Genomic DNA, 17,307 nt, shown 5'->3' with positions numbered 1-17,307 from the left:
TTCCCGAAGAGCGGACCGCCCGGCATCGCCGGGCGCATGACGGGGGCGGAGATGAGCCGTCCCCACGGTAAAACCAAACACGCAAGAAAAAGGATGATCCATGTCCGACACAACCCAAACACCCGAGTCCCCCGTCGAACAGCCGGGTTTGCCACTGTTCTATAAGAAGCCCACGCTGCTGCGCTTCGAAGAGCATAAGGATCTTGCCCTGAAGCGAAGCGACAACCTCCGTTTTGCGGCGAAATCGAACGCTATTCCAATCGTTACAGGTGAATTCGTCGCCGCGCTGCGCTCGTTCCCGATCGTCTTTACCGGAGACGAGGTCCCCGTTCCAGTCGTCGTTCTTGGTCTTGAGAACGAGAAGAACCTCTTTATCGACGGCTTTGGTTCATGGCGGAAGGGGGCCTACGTGCCCGCCTATGTGCGTCGTTATCCGTTCATTTCGCTCAAGATCGAAGAGGGGCAACAGCTTCTCTGTGCCGACCTTTCCAGCGACCGAATCGTGAAGGCCGGGCGGCACGGCGCCGAGCCTCTTTTCAACGACAATGGCGGTGCGACCCCTTCGACCGAGTCCATCATGGCGCTTTGCCAGGCTATGAACGACGATTACGTCCAGACGCTGGAATTCGCGCGCACAATCAAGGAAGCAGGGCTGCTTGTTCAGAAACATGCGGATGTGACACTCAACGACAAGCGCCGTTTCACTCTCGATGGCTTCTACGTCGTCGATCCGGACGCTTTTCGCGCGCTTCCGGCCGAAACTCTTCACGCATTGAACCGCAATGGCTGGCTCGAACTGCTTGTGCTGCACATCGCATCGCAGAACAACTGGCAAGAACTGATGGAACTCCAGGTGTCGAGCACTGCGAAAGCCACAGGCTAAGCGCAGTTGCAGCCAAGCCGCCCGATTCTTCGGGCAGCTTGGCTGGTCGAAGCAAATTCCCGTTTGTTCCGGCCGGTCGACTGTTAATTGAGGTTTCCTGCAAGCTTGCGGTGAAATCCGTTGTCCGCCGCCCGGGAAGTCCATATCAAGCTTACGGCCGCTGAAGGTTTTGCTGCTATCTCCAACGAGATGAGCCTGAGCCCGGACAACTACAAACGCCAATTTTTTGCCGTCTGGTCACCCAGGCAGTCTCGCTGTAGTTCCTATTTACCCGCGTTGTTGACCAGCACCGGAGAAATTTTGCGCGCCATGTAGCGAAGCATAGCCATGATTACGGATCCCATTGCCGAAAAGTTAAACCGCATTCGAAGGACGGCTTCAACGGGCGCCATTTCGAAGCCCGGCCGACACGACGGTTTCAGTGAATCTGGTGGCACAGTGTCACTGTCGCTTCATCAACAATGAATACGACATTCACCATCGTTGGCCTGTGAACTTCCTCTGAGTTCGACAGAAGGTATTGCCTTCATGGCGCGTGGGACAGTGGGGCGGCTCCACTTATTCGGTGATGCAAATCCTCTTCAAATGGCGCACTTCAAGGCAGCTCTGCGCTTTCCAGCAGACCTATTCATTGAAACGCGGACCTTTTGGAGGCAGCGCCAGACTTCTGGGTCTCGCCACATCGGGACTTAACCCACAGTGGCCAAATCGGCTCGAATTCCTATGAAGATGGAGCGAGTGCAAAGCTTTGCGTAACTTTCAAGATTGCAGACAGTGTCAGGTCTTCAGGCTACCGTTTCAATGCCCAAAGCCCAGCACCGGCATCGTAACCCTGTTGACAAGTTATTCCACCACACCCAGACAACGCTTTGAGAAGACAGAAATTCATATGACGGTGAAAAGGCACTCTCACTCATGTCAGTAATGAGGCTCTTGGGGGCATTGTGGATACTAATGATCTTCAGTGTCATGTCACTTCATGCCAGTGAGGAGCACCTCGATCCGCTTGTATTGCAGATTCCCGAAGGCAGATATGATGTGGCCTCGCTGGACGGCTTCATCGAGCTGGCGCTGGTAAACGATGAGGCAATCACGCTTGACGACATGCTGAAAAACCAGCAGCTGTTTGCACCACTTCCTGGACATAACATCAACAGGGGCTTCGTTCGAACTGCCGCGTGGATGAGGTTTGCCATAGGCCTTTCTCCGCGTGAAACACAACCGCAACGGCTGCTCTTGTCGATTATGCCGAACTTCACGGACGAACTTGAGGTGTTCGTTAGTGCTGAAGGGGACGCTTTGAGCGCGGCCGCCTTCAATCGCTTTGAGATGGGCGATCATTCACCCAGATCAAGTGTAAATCTGAGCACGTCTGCAAATATCCTCCCGCTACACCTTCTCCCGGGGAAAACCACAACCGTCTACATCCGCGCCCGCAATGCTGATGCCAGCCTCAACGTATCCGCGGAACTTCTGTCACCGGAGTATTACGAATACAGATCAATTATCCTGAACATCCTTCGAGGCATGTGGTTTGGTGGAATGGCCATACTGGCCATCATCCAGTTACTCTTTCTTTATTTTGACCGTAAACGCTTTTACGCTTATCTGATTTTCGACATACTAGCTGTCAGTTCAACCTACTTTGGCAGTCTGGGATTGGCGAGGCTTCTCTTTTTCAATGAAGGTGGGCTCGGCAACGATTATCTCACAAGCATGTCGTCCTGGTTCGGCTTGACCGCAGGGGCAATGTCGATCGCCGCGATCCTTGAGCTTCGTCATCGCTACCCACTAATAAACGTGTTTTTCCACGTTGCCGCTATCATTGGGTTCATGGGCGTCATCTGCGTATTTATCGGAATTAACCGCTATTTCGTGTTGCTGGCCGGACCAGTCATATTGCTGCTAACAACATTTGCCGTGATAATTGCGTTTACGGATTTCAAACGAACGCCGGATGCTCAATATGGGCTGACTTTTGCAGCGTTTGCTTTGCTCTGGGCTGGTTTGATCGCAACGAACCTGCAGCGTTATGGGATCTTGCCGCTTCCATCCTGGGTCGCGGGGTCTTACGCCTCAACCAGCATCGCGCATTTCACGCTCCTTACCGGATCCCTCGCAGTAAGGTTGCGGAATGCGGAAACGACAGCAAGAAATGCCCACCATCTAGCGCTCATGGCAGCACATGCCGCGGAGCAGCATGCAAATGAACTCGTGATAGAGAAAACGCACGAACTGCGACATGCAAAAACCGTTGCAGAAAATGCTCTGCGCGCGGAGTTGCAGGCTCAGCAGCAGCAGGTCCGGTTCATGGAGGTGATCTCACATCAGTACAGGACACCTCTTGGAGTGATAAGAACAAATCTGGAGAGCGTCAGGCTCACTTTGCCGTCCGCCGACGAACCAAATCGGCTGAGATTGAGCCGAGCGCGTGCCGGTATTGCACGTCTGGTCGAGGTGCTGGAGGTAAACCTGACACGGAGCAGGCTTCAAGGCCCTTCGTATCGCCCGAAATTCGAAAATGTCCCGGTGCCGGATATACTTGACAGCGCGGTTTCGAGCGCCGGTGATCTTTTGCATGGAATAACGTTACATGTTACGCTTTCCGCCGGCTTAGACCAGGTAACCATTCAAGCTGACCGCGAAATGCTGCAACTTGCAATCATCAATCTCCTGGAGAACGCGTTCAAGTTTTCTGGCCCCCTTGGATCAACGAATGTCTGGCTTGATGTCTTTTTAGACACGGACGATGTACATATACGTGTCAGGGATCAAGGTATCGGGATAGAGGGAGAAGCGGCAGAAGATCTCATTTCGAACAAAAGAAGAGGGATGAACGTCGCACACATAGAAGGTACGGGAGTTGGATTGTCGCTGGTTAAACGCACGACCGATGTACATGGCGGACGTTTCCTGCTCAAGGGATGGGAGAAGGGCGGTGCAGAAGCTCTCATCATTCTACCAGTGTGCTTGTAACTCGATAAACGCCTATGCAACACATGTCGTTGGCTCCGCAGAGTCGTGCAGATAGTCTTCCCGGTCATTTGAGGTGTGATCAGCAAATATTCGGAATTAGGTAGCAACTGCCACCAGCGGAACTACATACCTGTGCGCTGCCTTTTTCGGATGGGCCCAGGTCGACTACGCCGCGACATTCTTCTTGGGGCGACCGCCCTTTGAGCCATTGGGTCTAGATAACGCAGCTTTCGCGCTGGATTTTACTTTTCCACCAGTGGCTCCCAACTGCGCTGCATCCACTTTTTGGACCTTAAAATTCCGTCCATCAGAGTTGGAACATAGAGATCGGCATCGATATCCGGCCAGTGACGGCCAAGACCCTTGGCCTCGACAACAACGTTGTTCAATTGCGAAGCGGTAGCACCTTGAAGTCCTTGCAGGTTCTCGACGGGATAGCCCACGAACGAGCCAGTGTTAAGGACCGCAACGATGGCGTCGTACTCATTGTCGTAGCGAGCCGAGGTGGCGTATGGCCCCAACTGCGACTTCATCCCGCTCATGTTGGCCATGTCTAAGTCAAGATCAGAAATCTCCGTGGATGCGGCTCCACGCTTCGCAAATGCCTTTTCGCGCATCGTTGAAACTCATTGCGATCCCACCGAGGTCGGGCTTTCCTAGCCCTCTGTTCTCTCTCAGTTCTGGCGGCCCATCAGGGCAGTTCATAGTGAAAACCGCAGAGTTGCCGTTGCCAATGACGTGTACATTAGTAGGCCGATGATCGTTGGGATAAATGACCGCTCGAAGACCTGCGAAATTTAATACCGTTGGCAGCCGGAGAACCGCAAGGAAGATCGTGTTGATCGACGGCGACCCAAGACCAGAACTTCAAACGCCTGACGATCCTGACGCTCAGGGAATAGAATCCGTTCGTCCGACGGCGCGAGCAGACGCTGACGCGCGTCATCCGAAGCGAGGGTTCCAACGAAGGCTGGGAGATGGTCAAGAAGCACGTGCGCACGGGATCGCGCCTGCACGCAGACGAACACTTCAGCTACGACGACCTCGAGGGCATTCAGGAGCTGCACCGGGTCAGCCAACATGTCGATACAGACATGGGAGCGCCGTTCATTTAGTGAGCCAGGGCTGGGATACGCCCTGGCACTACGTTCGTTGGGTTATTAAAGTAGTGAATTGCACTTCACTCTTCATTAAACCTCATCACGTCAGAGTACACTCACTGTATAGCGGGGATGTCAGTTTCCTGTTTTTCTCATTTCAGAAGGAAAATATCGTTGCGGCACATCTCTGGCTTGGCGTCAGCTCATTCCATTGACGTGATTTTCCTGGAAGATGATACGCTTTTTCGCGAAAGCCTTGTCGAATTCCTGTCTCTGCACCTTTTGAATGTAACATGCGTTCCATCAGTCTTCGAATTCAAACGGGCTTTCCAGAGCAAGCCTTTTCAAGTCGCTTTGTTGGATGCTAATTTGACGGATGGGAGTGGTTTGGACGTAGCAGAGAGTTTGCGCAAAACAAGCAATATCGGAATCATCATTCTGACTGCCCTTTCCCAACGTGCCGATCGACTGCATGGTTATGAAAAGGGAGCTGATCTCTTTTTTACCAAACCCGTTGACGAAGCCGAGCTCGTGCTCGCGATCTTCAATCTTGCAGAAAGAACGAGGATGATGGCACCAGCTTTGGCGCCTGCGATAGCCAGATCACCGGTTTGCGGGCCCTGGCAACTGCACGTTCCAAGCCAAAGGCTGGCTTCCCCCGAAGGTGAGGCAATAAGATTGTCCGGCAGGGAAATGAATTTAGTAGTGTCTTTAGCCAATGCGAACGGTCAGGTTGTATCTCGGCGCGAGTTATCTGAGGCTGTAGGTTACAAAGATGGGGAGGAAGACACGCGCGCGCTTGACGCAGTTTTACGAAGGATGCGGAAAAAGGCTCGGGAGGTCAATATCGATCTTCCAATACATGTGGTTCACGCAGTCGGCTTCCGATTTTCCTCCCAAGTCGAGATCGATCACGGACTACTACCGCCATAACCTGTCTGTCCAAACTTCTACCGGCTTGAATTTCTATCTTTACGCATATGCCCAAACCGCATATCGCGCGCCAGCTCCGACCTTTTCCTAGAATAATTGGGTGCAACCATGGGGTAGTCCTCCGGGAGACCCCATTTGTCTCGATACTGCTCAGGCGTCATTCCATATTTCGACCCAATGTGACGCTTCAATGACTGGAAAGGTTTCCCATCTTCCAGGCAATAGATGTAGTCCGGAGTGACAGAATCCTCCACTGCAACTGCGGGAACGAGACGAGATTCGTCACCAACGACAGCCGCGCCCGAAAGTGTCGTGAGCTCGACAAAAATACGATTGCACAAGACGACAAGCTCCTGTGACTGCACTTTGTTATTGCTCGCATATGCACTGACAAGATTGGTAGTAAGCTCCAATATCTTGCTGATTTCAGGGTCAACACTGGTCTTCATAAAATTTCACTCTCGAAATGAAAAACGGTTGCGTAAAATCTCGTAACGAAACCTGGGATCGCAATGAAAGCACACCTTGGATAACGCCTGCGATCGTTGGACGGAGCTTTAGCCAGGGCAAAGCAGAATTCAGACCAGCGTTGATCTCGACAGGCTTGCCAGTATGGAACGACGCTGTTTTCGAGCGCCGTTCCCATCCCTCCCTATATTCACGAGGCCTTATCAAGAGCATTCAGGGCCTGATTGATACCGTTCCAAGATATTGGCAATTCGACACTTTGACCGCCGGCGTCCACGAACCGGATTTTACCCTCTGGTACACCACGGATCGTTGCCAAAAACTCTGCCGACGGCTCAGTGGATGCGAGGCAAGCGCTCTGAATGCAGCGGACCCACGGAAGGTCGACGGCGGCCTTTTCGTCTGCGCCTGTTTTGCCATTTCCAGACATATGTACGCTCTTTGACGGCGAAATATTGACTGGAAGAACAACTGTCATCTGCATTTTGGTTTCCTTCGGCAAGCGGCCGAGCGCGATCTGCGCGATCGGTTGTGCTTGACCTTGTACCTGGATGGATTGCACGACCTCGCAGCTTTTTCCCTCTGCCGTGTCGTTTGTCCCTGCTGGATTGGTGAGACGGACACATTGGAGGACCCAGTTGCCATAAGTCGCCGTTGTTGCCCCCGGCTCGTTGCTGACAGGAACGCGTTCCTCTTTTTTAACCTGTGCGACCGATGGTGTCGTTGCTGCACCTGCTGAAACAACGAAACAAGCGGAAAAAGCAGCGATAGTTGATATCTTCAATTTCGACAAATACATGGTTTCTCCTTTTATAACCGTTTTTTAACGAAGCTGATATGAGTTAAAGGCAAGGGGTTTTAGATATCCGCAGCTTGCCGCGATTTTGTACTGATTATAGTTCGCACTAACTCGCCGTGATGCCGACCAAGCTCAAAGAACATTTGGTGTTCCTTATCAACGAACCGCTCTGTTGGCTCCATTTGCCGATAAGCGAAAAGGCCGCCAATGACACCTTGATTATAGTAGCGACGTATCTGTACGGCTCTTGGATGGCAGAAACTGTATTGAGCATGTACAATCGCCGTAACTTCTCGCCGTGAGTGGGTGAGCAGAGAGGCGGCATCTTCTCCTGCACCCTCTCCATTCTGTTTATAGAGGCGGGCCACAGCCGATGCGAAATCAGGAACAGGCTGGAGTGGGTTGGATTCCCGAACTTCAATGCCAGGAGCTCTAAACATGCTCCACCAGTCAGAAAAGCGACGTGCGATCGTCATGTCTTAAACCAGACGCCGGCGGTTACGCCTGCTATGCCAGCAAGAGCAGTAAAAATCGCCGCGAGATTTTGGGAGGAAGCCAGCAGGCCCAGGACACTGCCCAACACAAGTGCAAGGCAAATTATTCCGCCCGCCCAGTATCCCGTGACATCGGTCTCCTGAGTGCAATCTTCATTGACTTCAGCGCGAGGTTGCTCGAAATCGGGCCTGCCTAACGGCTCGCCACGCGCCGGAGAGATGCTGGAATGAGAGGACGGGTCTTGCTCCTGCTTCTCCCGGAAAGACACAAGACAAAACTCGCTATTGCGCAAAAGGACTATCACAGCCAGTAGAACGAGCGTGCTACCGCCCATCGTGAACAGGTCATTTGCGAGTTCGGTATTGCCCTGCGCCAGGTGCGTGATCGTAGACAAAAACCAGGCGCTTGCTGCGAGGAGGAGCAAAATGGCGGGGCATTTCATGTCGAGGCTCCAATCCTCAACCCGCCGGCATTGCCCTGCTGTGCCGCAGGCGGCGTGTATAAAGGGCGCTTGAAGAGATACCCTTGGCACCAGTTGGCTCCCGACTGAGCAACAAGTCGCAGATCGTCATATGTTTCAACGCCTTCAACCACGACGTGGGGTGCGAGATTCCCAGCGAGAGCAACGAGGTTGCGCAGAAGGTCCGGTTCGCGAGGCGTTCTTTTGCGCACTCTGAGAAACGAGCTATCCACTTTAACGATATCGGGAGATGCCGCCCGGGCGAAAGCGATTGAACTGTAACCAGCGCCAAAATCATCGAGAGCAATTTTGCAGCCGGTGCGTCTCAGCGCGGCAATCAATTCCAGTGCGCCTCTTGAACTTGGTGGCGCAGCGGTTTCAGTAATCTCTATGACAAGTCGCCGCGCAACGTCCGGTTCGCGCCTCAGCTCGTTTATTATCGAGTTCCACCAGACATCATTGCACGCCGACAAGCCCGAGATGTTACAACCCAGACTGATGAAGGAGCGCTTGCGTAATTCAGCAATCACGCTCCGCACAACTTTGCGATCAACGGGACGGGTCAACCCCAGTCGCTCGATCAAAGGCAAGAATGATCCGGGAAAGACAGGCCTGCCGTTTGCATCTTCCAGCCGCAGCAAACACTCATAGTATAGACTTTGCCCGGCTCCGCTGGAGTTCGCGACAACTTCCGCAGCAAATCGCATGCGCCCATTCATCAGTAACGAAAAAATGGCGACGATTTCAGCCATATCTTTTTTGTATTGATCAGCATTTACCGCGGCACTGACGACGATATCGTGGGAATGGGAGGAAGATTGAACCGAAAGCGCAACCACAACCGCCTCGCAGCCGGCAAAAATCGGCGTGGCAGAAATCTCGTTCAGTAAATCTTCAATTTCGAGCTGAATTCCGTGTCCGGATTTCCGAGCGGAGTGCAACGATACGCCCCACGCTTCAATTGAGCATGCGATGCCTTTTGGGGTCAAAGCAAAACTGAGGCGCTTCCACACCTCGAATAGGACATGACTGACAACTGCACCTGAGTAGGCAACGGCAATACTTGGCAGATTATCTATAAAAATGGAGACCGCGGCATCTTGCTTCATAGCAAAGCCTCCCGCGCAAGATATCCACAGCCAAGCCCGGCAATTACACCAAAGAACAGCGCACCTGCCGTCGCGAAATGGCCCGCGGCTAGAAAACCAACAAGAGCGCCAGACACGCCAACAAGCACGAAACCCAACAGTGGGGCAGGGGCGGGTTCAGACGAAAGGTCTTCTATGATGAAGGGATGATCAGGACCCAGCCCCATATCTTCCGCGTGAAAAAAGGGGTCCCTTAGGTAAACAGGTGGTTAAGGGCGGTTGCCAAGCTTTCATACATTGGATTTGTTCATGTTTTCAAAACCAAATTTCGAGAATCCGGCGCGGGACGAAAGGGACCCTTTATTGTCAACGTCGGACTTGAATGCTGGAAGAATAAAAATGTTTGTAGGATATGCGCGCGTCTCGACCTGTGATCAAAAACTTGATCTCCAACTAAAAGCGCTGAAGAAGGCTGGTTGTGCGAAAGTATTTTCTGATCATGGAGTCTCCGGCCGGACAGCCGAACGCCCCGGTTTAGATCTCGCACTGGCGGAGCTGAAGAAAGGCGATACCTTGATAGTGTGGCGCCTAGACCGCTTGGGGCGCTCGCTGATCCATCTTGTTCAGCTGGTGGATGAGTTGGGAAAAAAGGGAATTGATTTCCAATCATTATCCGAAAATATCGATTCCGGTTCTCCAGCAGGCCGGTTACTTTTTCATATGATGGCTGCGCTCGCGGAATTTGAGCGAGGTCTTATCAGCGAACGAACGAGAGCAGGTATGCAGGCCGCGAAAGAGGGAGGGCAAAGGATTGGCAGGCGTCCGAAATTGTCGACCGATGAGCTGAAAGCGGCGAATGAAGCGATTCTTTCGGGGTCGGCATTGCCGTTAGATGTGGCATCTAGCTATGGTTTGAAGCCACGCGCATTGAAACGAATGATCCAGAACCGTGTTAAGTCGGAATAATAAGCTTGCTAAGGTTCGCGATCAAGCATCCGCTGTAATAGGTGAAGCCCACAGACTCGGCGCTCCCTCGTCTATACGGGGATCTGCAAATGTCACTCGGGAGTTCGATTTTTAACGGAACTCCGCCTGCCATCGCGGGCGTCGGCGTTTATCGCGACAATTATCTCCGAATGCTATGTTCTACGCGGCTATTGTGCTTTCGGCCTAGTAACGAATTGAATGGAATGGAATAGAAAATTGAGAACGTCTAACGGCCATTTTCTGGCAGCTTTGTGGACACCGGAACTGGCTGTACACTCGGAAAGTACCGGACATTTCGATGGGGCAGAGGCCGCCGTAGTGGCCCCTCCTTGACCATTGCTTATGAGGGATACGGCTCATGTCGTTCTGTCCAAATGACGAATAACAAAAGCGGTCGCCTGAATTCTGGTCTGAAATCCGGTTACGGCAGAGATATAGGTCGTCAATCGGCCGTCTTTGGTTTCTATGCTTTCGATAACCGGATCGATCACTGGCTTGTAGCATTTCAATTGATCAAGAAATTCGAGTGGCGAAATAAACACAACCGACCGGGTCAAATCTCTATGGGAAATGAGTAGCTTCCCTACTAGGGGGTCAGGGTGACCTTGGAGCATCGTATAATGGTTTATACCACTCCTTAGACCTTCATCGTCGAAATAGATGAGATGATCGTTGTCAAAACCAATTACATCAACGCTATCGCTACCGATTAGGTTCTTTATTTCTGCAGCCGTAATCAGGTCTTCGACGTCTAGTACGAACAAGCACTCCAGATACGGATCGAGCAAATAAACTTCCCGGTGTTTTCCCATTGCATATCCTCTTTGTGGGAAGCATCCTTGAAATATACAATCGAGTCCGCTTGCACAATCTTACTTTTCGCAACTCCATTATTTAGAAACAGCTTTTAGGTGACGTTTAAGCGTTCGTGATGTTACACGATAGCGTCGGGCTACTTCGGCAGCGTCTTCACCGCGTTCGATTGCGATCTGAGCTTCTACCACCGTGTCCGGATCCAACGAAGACCGGCGTCCGACATGAATTCCCCGAAGACGAGCTGCATCCATACCAGCACGGGTTCTTTCACTTATAAGAGTTCGTTCGAACTCAGCGAGCGCACCCATTATGTGAAAAATAAGTCGGCCGCCCGATGAAGAAGTATCTATGTTTTCATTCAGGGACTGAAATTGTGCACCACGTAGGCCAACATCTTCGACAAACTGGATCAACTTCGGCAATGACCTGCCAAGTCTGTCCAAGCGCCATACAATGAGCACGTCTCCCGAGTTTAGTGCATCGATTGCATTCTGCAATCCAGGCCTGTCAAAACCTTTTCCAGACACTCCATAGTCAGCAAACACATGATCGCAGCCTGCTGACTTCAGTGCTATTAGTTGAAGATCGAGGTTCTGGTCCTCCGTGGAAACTCGTGCGTAACCTATTTTCATTTCAACCCTACTGATACAATACTTGCCAACCTGAAAACTTGAGTAAAAACTCAGTTAATTAGATAGTATTATTGCTTCGCCATCTTTAATAGTAGCATCAACCAATATCGAGGGTGACTGGCTTGCAACAAACGAAATATAACTGCCGCTCATGTTCGGGAGAAGGGCGGATATGCTACGATTACGAACGGTTTGGAACGGAATGCGTGATCATTCGGCAACATCGATGAAATTGTATAGTGAAGACGATTGTTAGGACCCTAATGACCTCCCAATAGGTATCTAGACACGGTCTCCCACTCAATAAGTGTTTGAGGAGATGTGCACATTATGACTAGTCACAATCCAAAGATGGAAGTTCTGGCCGGGGGGGTGCGGATAAAAACCTGGACTGTTTTAAATGCTCAGGCCGAGGCTCATATGATATTCGGCCGGGCTGAGTGATCCCAGTGATATTTTAGTGCGCTTTTCATTGTACCATCGGATGTAGGCGTCCACCTCTGCCACGAACTGCTCTATCGTGATGACCTCCCAGTCTCGTGGATAGAAAGGCTCGGTCTTGAACCGACCAAAGAACAACTCGCACGCGGCGTTGTCTTGCGAGCAACCCTTTCGGGACATCGAGCGAACCAGTCTTGCTTCGCTGATACGGGTTTACCAGCCCGGCCATCGGTAATGCGCTCCCCGATCAGAATGAATGATTGGCTGCTCCTCGCCGTCGGTCACGGCCCCAATGGCTGCATCCAGCATGGTGTTGACGAGGCCCGTATCTGGTTAGGTTCCGATGGACCAACTAATGACCATGCCGTCAACGCAGTCGATGATGGGCGAAAGGTACACCTTGCCCGCAGGTGTCTGGAACTCGGTGATGTTTGTCAGCCATCTCACGTTCGGCGCGTCTGCGTGGAAGTCGCGATTGAACAGGTTCTCCGGCGCTGGACTGATCTCTCCCAGATAGGATCCAAACCGCCGACGACGCGGCCTGGCAACGACCAACTCCTCCTGCTTCATTAATCGCTGGACGACCTTTTCCGAGATTATCACGCTTTGTCTGACCAGCGACGCCTGCAGCCGTCGATAACCGTAGCAACGACGGTTCGCTTCAAAGTTTTCCGCCAAGCTGAGGTGGACAGCGGTATACTTGTCTACCGGATATATGCGGGCGCGATGGTAGAAGTAGGAGCTTCGGGCAATTCGAAGCTGGGAGAGCAATTCTGGCAAGCGATAAACTTCCTTAAGGGCATCAACCAGCTGTGTTCTCCCGATTACTCAGGATCTGCAGATCGACGCCCAGGTCTTTTTTAGGAGTTCGTTGGCCTTCTTCAGAAGGTCGTGCACGAGTTGTAACCGGCGGACATCACGCTGGAGGGCTTCGAGCCTTCGCTCGAGTTCTTCACGTTCAGGCACTTTGGAGTTGGCTTTGCGGCGTTTCATCAATGATGGGGCCTCATGACAGAGAAGCTGATCCTTCCAGCTTTATAATGTCGGCCTTGAGACGCCCAACCGGTCAGCGACCTGTTGAGCGCTTTCATCTCCACTGCATAGTCCGATGACCCCCGCTTGCCGCACCTTCTCGGAATATCCAAGATGCCACGATCGCCCGACCATTGATGCTCGCGTATCCGGAAAGGCTTCACGGACCCATGCGGTGAGACTTCATCGACCAGGGTAGTCGAGTGCCCTCATCGTCACAGAGATGCAACGATCATGGGTGATGTAATGCTCAAGTGCCGCCTGCTTCTGACTCTCGGAATACTTCGGCGCTCGAGCTACCGGCTGAATACGCCGGTGGCGATGCTGCAAGTACTCGCGGTACCAGCCCCTGAGCGCATTCTTTGTGGGATACCCAACTTGCGAATGGTCTCGAAAGCCTGATGTAAAGCTCAACGGCTCGAAGTCTGTCTGCGTAGGAATACATGAACTACCTCCTTGGTGGTCCAAGTTTTCGTCCGCACCCCCAACGGGTCAAATCCTGCTGAAACTCAGTACTCTTGAATTTTAGCATCATTCTTGGTACTTTGATATCAAAGAGATCATTTTTCCAAGGATGATATCAATGCCGGCAGTCACCATTCGTAATCTTTCTGAAGAAACACATCGCGCTCTGAGGGTGCGAGCGGCCCATCATGGCCGGAGCACGGAGGCCGAGATTCGTGACATTATTGAAGCGGCTGTTCGTCCTCCGGAACGTATTCAGCTAGGGTCCTTGCTAGCGGCCATTGGTCGCGACGCAGAGCTTTCCAACAGCGACGTTGAAGCTCTTCAGAAAAGTCGCGACAAGACACATGCTAAGCCTATGACCTTCGAATGATCTTGCTTGACACCAACGTCATATCCGAACCTTGGAAACCGGTTCCGGACGAGGCGGTGATTGCCTGGTTGGACGCCCAAGCTGTCGAAACGCTGTTCATCTCCGCAATAACGATTGCGCAACTTCGCTTCGGAATTGCTGCTATGGCTTCAGGTAGACGGCAAACAATCCTCCGCGACCGTCTCGAGGGCGAGGTGCTGCCACACTTTTCCGGTCGCATCCTGTCCTTCGATCTGACTACTTCTCAGTTCTACTCTGAACTGGTGGCACGCGCTCGAGCGTCTGGGAAAGCGATCGGCACGGCCGATGGCTACATTGCAGCCACAGCGGCAGCAAATGGCCTCACGATCTCAACTCGCGATACAAGCCCTTTCGAGGCTGCCGGGGTGAAAGTGATCAACCCCTGGTCCAGATAACCACAATGGTCGTCTGGGCGTGACGCAAGGCATTGTTTGTTCAACGCAACCGAGCCGGTTAGGCGCATAATTCCGCAGATGGGTTGGGTGCCATCATCGGCATCGTAGTGTGTCTCCACAGTTGGGAATGAGGCTTCTGTCATTGCCAGCTGGCAAGCAGGACTTCAAGTGTTGCACGATCCTCGTCGTCCAGACGGGCGAGTCCTGGTGCTCGAACTGGGCCAACCGCAAGCCCCTGTATCTGCATCGCTTCCTTCACCACAGTCACATTGGCGCCGTTCCGGTATCGTGTCCGCAGCCGTTCGAACAACTCGATCTTTTCAACGATCTTACGTGCGGCCGAGAAATTGCCGGCCGTCAGTGCATCATGAACTTGTAGGGAAAATTGCGGTGCGACATTGACGAGACCGGATGTGAAACCGCGGGCTCCGACGGCGCAGAAGGCGGGAGCCCAGCTTTCTGCCAGTCCACACACGTAAAGTGAGCCGTCAGGATCGGAAGCGGCGATCGCGCGCGACAGAAGCATAATATCGGTCGTCGCGAACTTTATGCCTGCGACATTCGGATGGCTCGATAGTCTGACCATGTCGTTGACCGAGAACCCGTCGGCGCGGACATAGGCTACGAGAGGCAATTCGCTACCTTCAGCCAGACCGATAAAATAGTCGATCTGTGATTGCGGCGCTGCGAACGGGTCAACCGGCTGGTGGGACATGACCGCAGACGCGCCCATCTCCCTGGCCCGACGCGCCATGGACAGGGCCTCCCGCTGCGAGCGTCCAATCGCTGCAGTAACGGGGGCTTGCCCGTTCACCCCTTCAATCGCGGCTTCGTAGACCTTGAAAATTTCAGCGGGCGTCAACGCGTAAAACTCGCCGGTATTGCCCGCAGCAACGATATTGTGGATGCCCGCCTTTGCTACACGGGCATAGGCTTCGATGGTGACAGCTATATCGACTTCCCCGTCTGTCTCGTAAGCCGTTACGGGGACGCCGGAAATACCGTGCAGAGCCTGGCGGAAATCGAATGTCGTCATCAACTGGTTTCCTTAAAAATCGAAGGGCATCTTCAGATAGAAAATTTGTGAACGGCTACGCCCGCGACAGGCACATCAAACGCAACCAGCGTGCCTGGGGTGGTTGTTCCGTTCGTTTCGGTCAGAAGACTCGTGAGATAGATCGTTTTGAGGTCCGGGCCGCCGAAACATGGCATGGTCGGCCCTTTGAACGGCAACCTGTATATCTCAAACAGTTCGCCCTCCGGCGAAAAGCGGTTGAGACGCCCGGACTGAACGCCGGCGCTCCAGTAACAGCCTTCGCAATCGGTCGCCGCGCCATCAGGCCTGCCTTCGTCGGGTGCGAAATCGTGCAGGCGTTCGGCTGGACCGAGCCTGCCCGTCGCGACATCGAAATCGAACGCCTGATACATCAGACCGCTGCTATCGGAATGATACATGCGCGTTCCGTCCAGACTCCAGGCAAGCCCGTTCGATGTGAACATATCGCCATTGATGACAAGCTCTACGCCGCCATCCGGCGCGATACGATAGAGGCGGGCATTTCCTGTCTGCACGGCAGCCTCGTCGCGGGTTCCCACCCAGAAATGGCCATCGGGGCCAACCTTGCCGTCGTTGAGACGGCTGTCTGCTCGTCCTTCGTCCGGATCGCACAGCAGTTCGAGCGCGCCGTTTGCGGGGTCTAGAAGGTGCACGCCCGTCTTGAGGCCCGCCACAACAAGGCCATTGTCGCAAAGACCGAGGCATCCCACCTGGGCGGGCATTTCGTATCTGTCGAGTTTGCCGCCCGGATGCAGGCAGAAAATGGCGGGGGCGAGAATGTCGACGAACCACAGCTTCCCGGTACGCTCATCCCATGCCGGTGATTCGCCGACCTTCAACGGCGTGTCGATGAGAGAGCGGAGTTTCGGCTCTATGATGCGTGGCTGGATCACTGATTATTTTCCCTTGCCCTGTATGGCTCGCCTTTTGAAATGTGGAAAAACGGTTCTAGCTGCCGACGCCCTGAAACATGCGGGCACGGGCCTTTAGAATGTGATCTTTCATTGCGTCATGCGCGGCCTGTTCCTGGCGGGCAAAAATCGCTTCCACGATTGCCGTATGTTCGTTCTGTACCTCGCGCACATGTTGCGGCGTACGCTTCAGGCTGAGGCTGCGTGTCACCGACTGGCCGATCGCGAAATGCGGCTTGAACCATATCCGCACGGTGATGTGGAACTGGTTATGGCTCGCTTTCGCAATGGCTTCGTGCAGGGCAAAGTCCTCCTCCGCACCAAGATCGTTGCGCGCAAGACACTGTTCCAGCGCGGTAATGGCTTGTTCGATGCGGGCTTTGTCGGCAGCCTGCCAACTGCGTGCTGCAAGTTCGGCGGCTGCAGACTCAAGGCCGGACCGGAACTCGAAGAAACGCTGCACATCGGCAAGCGAGCCGACAGGAACCTGCTGCAACACAGATGAATCCGGCTGCTGGCGCACATAGGAGCCGGAACCTTTCTGCGAAACGATAAGCCCGTCGTTGCGCAGCCGCTCCAGCGCTTCGCGCACCACAGGCCGGGAAGCCCCGAACAGGGAAGCCAGATTTTGCTCCGACGGCAACCGCTCGTTCACGGGAAACCGACCATCAGAAATCATTCCGATGATCTTTTCGTAGATGATGTCGCTCAAGCGAGTCTCGCCTCGAGCGGCGGCGGATGCGGTTTGATTGTCCATCAGCAGCCCTTCCGTTGCAAATCGCTGAAGTTAATGGGTTTCCTGCATTTCAATCGCAACAGAAATACCGGGGTTTTCATGAACGTGGTTACTGTCGTGCCGGTTCTTTCCTCAAACCTGATCGTGAAGACAGGTCTACGAATAAAAAATATGTAAAAATCTGTCAATACTTGTAATCATCTGAAAACGCCCATATGGTCTGCCCTGCCGGTGGAGGA

Annotated in this window: 18 protein-coding genes and 1 pseudogene; 7 read left to right on the top strand and 12 right to left on the bottom strand. The window is 53.1% G+C overall.

All coding sequences use genetic code 11. The annotated features are described in order from the left end of the window. Positions 1-100 precede the first annotated feature (100 nt). Both AC5SEO_RS19535 and AC5SEO_RS19530 read left to right on the top strand, forming a co-directional pair. Positions 101-883, top strand: coding sequence for a SapC family protein (locus AC5SEO_RS19535; RefSeq protein WP_495363967.1), 783 nt, complete (start codon positions 101-103; stop codon positions 881-883). 954 nt (positions 884-1,837) lie between these two features. Then, complete coding sequence (locus AC5SEO_RS19530; protein WP_495363966.1) at positions 1,838-3,859, top strand: sensor histidine kinase; 2,022 nt, start codon at positions 1,838-1,840, stop codon at positions 3,857-3,859. Between the two features lie 242 nt (positions 3,860-4,101). Here the strand turns inward: AC5SEO_RS19530 and AC5SEO_RS19525 are convergent, their stop codons facing one another. Further along, a complete protein-coding gene (locus AC5SEO_RS19525) occupies positions 4,102-4,476 on the bottom strand; it encodes a DUF2442 domain-containing protein (protein ID WP_495363965.1) in 375 nt (124 codons plus the stop codon). Between the two features lie 315 nt (positions 4,477-4,791). On the opposite strand from AC5SEO_RS19525, the gene AC5SEO_RS19520 reads away from it, so the two are divergent. Then, positions 4,792-4,974 carry a transposase gene (locus AC5SEO_RS19520; RefSeq protein ID WP_495363995.1) on the top strand — a complete coding sequence of 61 codons (183 nt, stop codon included), beginning with the start codon at positions 4,792-4,794 and terminating at the stop codon, positions 4,972-4,974. Between the two features lie 159 nt (positions 4,975-5,133). Then, positions 5,134-5,892 carry a response regulator transcription factor gene (locus AC5SEO_RS19515; protein ID WP_495363964.1) on the top strand — a complete coding sequence of 253 codons (759 nt, stop codon included), beginning with the start codon at positions 5,134-5,136 and terminating at the stop codon, positions 5,890-5,892. 17 nt (positions 5,893-5,909) lie between these two features. On the opposite strand, the gene AC5SEO_RS19510 is transcribed toward AC5SEO_RS19515, so the two are convergent. From AC5SEO_RS19510 to AC5SEO_RS19490, 5 genes are all read right to left on the bottom strand, one after another. Further along, positions 5,910-6,341 carry a Ros/MucR family transcriptional regulator gene (locus tag AC5SEO_RS19510; RefSeq protein ID WP_313595498.1) on the bottom strand — a complete coding sequence of 144 codons (432 nt, stop codon included), beginning with the start codon at positions 6,339-6,341 and terminating at the stop codon, positions 5,910-5,912. 209 nt (positions 6,342-6,550) lie between these two features. Then, entirely contained in the window at positions 6,551-7,159 is a 609-nt protein-coding gene (locus AC5SEO_RS19505; RefSeq protein WP_495363963.1) for an invasion associated locus B family protein, read from the bottom strand. A gap of 59 nt (positions 7,160-7,218) precedes the next feature. Next, positions 7,219-7,635: a hypothetical protein gene (locus AC5SEO_RS19500; RefSeq protein ID WP_313595496.1), complete on the bottom strand. Its 417-nt coding sequence runs from the start codon at positions 7,633-7,635 to the stop codon at positions 7,219-7,221. After that, positions 7,632-8,096: a hypothetical protein gene (locus AC5SEO_RS19495; RefSeq protein WP_495363962.1), complete on the bottom strand. Its 465-nt coding sequence runs from the start codon at positions 8,094-8,096 to the stop codon at positions 7,632-7,634. Before AC5SEO_RS19495 ends, AC5SEO_RS19500 begins: the two co-directional genes overlap by 4 nt. Next, complete coding sequence (locus tag AC5SEO_RS19490; RefSeq protein ID WP_495363961.1) at positions 8,093-9,223, bottom strand: EAL domain-containing protein; 1,131 nt, start codon at positions 9,221-9,223, stop codon at positions 8,093-8,095. Before AC5SEO_RS19490 ends, AC5SEO_RS19495 begins: the two co-directional genes overlap by 4 nt. Positions 9,224-9,601: 378 nt before the next feature. On the opposite strand from AC5SEO_RS19490, the gene AC5SEO_RS19485 reads away from it, so the two are divergent. Beyond that, complete coding sequence (locus tag AC5SEO_RS19485; protein ID WP_112752619.1) at positions 9,602-10,168, top strand: recombinase family protein; 567 nt, start codon at positions 9,602-9,604, stop codon at positions 10,166-10,168. A 377-nt stretch (positions 10,169-10,545) separates the two neighbouring features. Here AC5SEO_RS19485 and AC5SEO_RS19480 read toward each other — a convergent pair whose 3' ends face one another. From AC5SEO_RS19480 to AC5SEO_RS19470, 3 genes and pseudogenes are all read right to left on the bottom strand, one after another. Then, complete coding sequence (locus AC5SEO_RS19480) at positions 10,546-11,001, bottom strand: hypothetical protein (protein WP_162701187.1); 456 nt, start codon at positions 10,999-11,001, stop codon at positions 10,546-10,548. 78 nt (positions 11,002-11,079) lie between these two features. Next, positions 11,080-11,637, bottom strand: a complete 558-nt coding sequence (locus AC5SEO_RS19475; protein WP_111783759.1) for a recombinase family protein — start codon at positions 11,635-11,637, stop codon at positions 11,080-11,082. Positions 11,638-12,033: 396 nt separating this feature from the next. Continuing rightward, a pseudogene (locus tag AC5SEO_RS19470) lies at positions 12,034-13,555 on the bottom strand (IS3 family transposase). 138 nt (positions 13,556-13,693) lie between these two features. Here AC5SEO_RS19470 and AC5SEO_RS19465 point away from each other — a divergent pair. Both AC5SEO_RS19465 and AC5SEO_RS19460 read left to right on the top strand, forming a co-directional pair. After that, on the top strand, positions 13,694-13,948 hold the full coding sequence (locus AC5SEO_RS19465) for a FitA-like ribbon-helix-helix domain-containing protein (RefSeq protein WP_495363960.1): 255 nt from the start codon (positions 13,694-13,696) through the stop codon (positions 13,946-13,948). Further along, positions 13,945-14,364: a type II toxin-antitoxin system VapC family toxin gene (locus AC5SEO_RS19460; RefSeq protein WP_495363959.1), complete on the top strand. Its 420-nt coding sequence runs from the start codon at positions 13,945-13,947 to the stop codon at positions 14,362-14,364. Before AC5SEO_RS19465 ends, AC5SEO_RS19460 begins: the two co-directional genes overlap by 4 nt. A 139-nt stretch (positions 14,365-14,503) precedes the next feature. On the opposite strand, the gene AC5SEO_RS19455 is transcribed toward AC5SEO_RS19460, so the two are convergent. Genes AC5SEO_RS19455 through AC5SEO_RS19445 form a run of 3 tightly spaced genes read right to left on the bottom strand, consistent with a single transcriptional unit; the run spans position 14,504 to position 17,089 of the window. Further along, complete coding sequence (locus tag AC5SEO_RS19455) at positions 14,504-15,400, bottom strand: dihydrodipicolinate synthase family protein (protein WP_112391828.1); 897 nt, start codon at positions 15,398-15,400, stop codon at positions 14,504-14,506. Between the two features lie 32 nt (positions 15,401-15,432). Further along, positions 15,433-16,314 (bottom strand): SMP-30/gluconolactonase/LRE family protein, encoded by an 882-nt coding sequence (locus AC5SEO_RS19450; RefSeq protein ID WP_495363958.1) that lies wholly within the window; start codon positions 16,312-16,314, stop codon positions 15,433-15,435. Between the two features lie 55 nt (positions 16,315-16,369). Next, complete coding sequence (locus tag AC5SEO_RS19445; RefSeq protein WP_003517195.1) at positions 16,370-17,089, bottom strand: FadR/GntR family transcriptional regulator; 720 nt, start codon at positions 17,087-17,089, stop codon at positions 16,370-16,372. Between the last annotated feature and the right edge of the window lie 218 nt (positions 17,090-17,307).

It is taken from the genome of Agrobacterium sp. K11 (assembly GCF_059429395.1).
Note: the sequence above shows the minus strand (reverse complement) of the source record. Positions and strands in the feature narration are given on the sequence as shown.